Genomic DNA, 2,595 nt, shown 5'->3' on the forward strand with positions numbered 1-2,595 from the left:
GCCACGGACAGCGGCGCCACCACGTCGTTGCCGTCCTCATCCTGGAGCAACTGTTCGATGCGCTGCTCCGCCTCGGTCAGCAGCTTCTCACCCCGGCGTACCAGCCGGATGCCTTCCTCGAACGCCTTGAGAGAGTCCTCCAACGACAGATTGCCGCTCTCCAGCCGGCCCACCGTCTCCTCGAGTCGGGACACGACGTCCCCGTACTGCCCGGGAACCTCGCCCTCCGCCGCCTTGTCCGCCTTGGACGCCTTGTCCGCCTTCGCCACAGCCTTCCACCTCCCCGTTCGGGGCGCGGGACTCTAGAGGGTGGCCCGTTAGCAGTCCACCGGCCCTTTTACCGACGTGACAGTGGCTTCGACTTCTTCACATCCGCCCAGCGTCTTCGCCCCATTCGCCGCGAGTTTGATGCCCAGGCGCTCTCCCACCTCGACATCCGCGGCGGAGCGCACCACCCCGCCGTCTCGCTGACGGAACACCACCGAGTAGCCACGCGACATCACCTTCAGCGGGCTCATCGCGTCCAGTCGCCCTTCCAGACGCTGGAAACGCCTCTGCGCTTCCGCCAGCGTCCCCTGCTGAAGCGCCCGCAGGCGTGCCTGGTGCGCCGCCAGCCGGGCATGCTCTCGCGAGATGAGCGCCGTCGGCGAGGCCCGCTCCAACCCGAGTCGCGCCGTCGCCAGCGTCGCCTGCCGCGTCGCCACGCCCGCGCGCGCCGCCTCCGACAGTCGCATGGCCAGCTTCAGCAGATGCGCCCGCTGCTCGCTCAGCCGGGCCTGGGGCCGCGAGCGCTGCAGGCGCTCCGTCAGCGCGCGCAGCGACTCACGGCGCTCGCGCACGGCGGGCCGCAGCACGCGCATCATCGCTTCCACCTGTTCGGACAGGTGCAGCCGCTGGTGGTTGAGCGCCCGCCGCGGATCATCCAGCCGGGAGGCGAGCTGACCCTGTCGCTCGCGCAGCTCCAGCACCCGGCGTTCCATGGCCCGGCGCAGCCGCCCCGCCTGGGTGGCCAGCGACAGCTCCAGGTCCGCGAGCACCGGCGCCAGTCGCTCCGCCGCCGCGCTGGGGGTCGCCGCCCGCCAGTCCGCCACGAAGTCGGAGATGGTGAAGTCAATCTCGTGGCCGATGGCCGACACCACCGGTACCGGCGAGGCGAAGATGGCGCGCGCCACCTCCTCCTCGTTGAAGGTCCAGAGGTCCTCCACCGAGCCACCGCCGCGCGTCACCACGATGACGTCCACGTCGGTGCGAGCCAGTCGGGCAATCGCCCGGGCCACCTCCGGCGCGGAGCCCTCGCCCTGCACGCGCGCGTCCGCCAGCAGCACGCTCAGCCGGGGGTTGCGCGAGTGCAGCACGCGCAAGAAGTCCTGGAGCGCCGCACCCGTGCGGCTCGTCACCACACCGATGCGCTGGGGCAGGAACGGCAACGGACGCGGGGCCCTCACACGGCGGTCGCCGATGAGCCCCTCGGCCGCCAGTCGCGCCTTGAGCTGTTCGAAGGCGAGCGCCAGCGCGCCCTCCCCCACCGGCTCCAGCCGCGAGACGATGAGGCTGTAGCGCCCCTGCGGCTCGTACAGGTCGACGCTGCCCTCGGCCAGCACCTCCATGCCGTCGCGCAGCGCGAAGCGCATCCTCCCCGCCATCGAGGCCCACACCTTGGCGTCGATGGAGGCGACGGAGTCCTTCAGCGAGAAGTACCAATGCCCTCGCGCGTTGGCGCCGCGAAAGCCCGTCACCTCACCGCGAACCAGCACACGCGCGAAGCGGGACTCCAACGTCTGTTTGAGCTGACGTGTGAGCTCGGCCACCGAAAGCACCGAGCGCTCGGGCTTGGGCGGCGAGGCGGGCACACCCTCCAACGGCCCCAACAGCCCCGTGCCGTCCGCGTCCACCGGAGGAGGCGGTGGAGGCGCCTTCCTCGGCAGGGCCACCACGCGCGGCGCCGACGGCGGCGCGGCGGTGGAGGGCGCGGGAGTGGCTCCGAACAAGTCCCACTGAGAACCCGACGTGACGGGCGGCGGTGACTCGCCGCCCGCGCCCTTGCGCTTCTTCATCGCGAGAGCTTCTCGACCCAGGACTTCGCCTTGTCGTGGTACTCGTCATCCGGAGGCGTCATGGCCACCACGTCCTTGAACTTGGGCAGCGCGTCCTCGGGGCTGCCGTCCTTCAGGGAGTAGGCCAGGAGGTAGAGCTCCCGCCCCTTCGTCTTCAGCTCGCTGATGATGTTCGCCGCGCCCGCGTGGCCCGGGTCGGCCTGCAACGTGCGCCGCGCGAACTCCATGGCGCGGGCCCACTGACCGGAAGCCTTCGCGGAGCTGGCGCTCTTGTAGAAGATGGTCGCCGCGCGAGTGCCCGCGTTGCGCGCCATCTTGCTGGTGCGCCCGTCGGTGATGTCCTTGTCGAGCGACAGCAGCTTTTGCAGCCCCTTCGCCTCCAGGTCCTCCAGTCGCTTGTAGAGCGTGCTGAACTCCGACATCTGCGCGAGCAGCTTCTTGCACTGCGGGTTCTTCGACATGCACGCGTTGAGGATGGCCACGGCGCCGGACATATCGCCGTCGCGGAAGCGCTCGACGGCGGGCTCCCAGGGCTTGGGGG

General features: G+C 70.7%; 3 protein-coding genes. All 3 read right to left on the reverse strand.

Annotated elements, in window-relative coordinates; genetic code table 11:
• On the reverse strand, nucleotides 1-269 hold a 269-nt coding region (gene xseB, locus HR086_RS46190; protein ID WP_174468843.1), incomplete at its 3' end, for an exodeoxyribonuclease VII small subunit.
• A gap of 48 nt (nucleotides 270-317) precedes the next feature.
• Nucleotides 318-2,054, reverse strand: coding sequence for an exodeoxyribonuclease VII large subunit (gene xseA / locus HR086_RS46195; protein ID WP_174468844.1), 1,737 nt, complete (start codon nucleotides 2,052-2,054; stop codon nucleotides 318-320).
• Nucleotides 2,051-2,595: tetratricopeptide repeat protein (locus tag HR086_RS46200; protein ID WP_373564454.1), on the reverse strand; the 545-nt coding region annotated here is incomplete at its 5' end. The genes HR086_RS46200 and xseA, both read right to left, overlap by 4 nt.

Source organism: Myxococcus sp. CA039A, from assembly GCF_013336645.1.
GTDB lineage: Bacteria > Myxococcota > Myxococcia > Myxococcales > Myxococcaceae > Myxococcus > Myxococcus llanfairpwllgwyngyllgogerychwyrndrobwllllantysiliogogogochensis.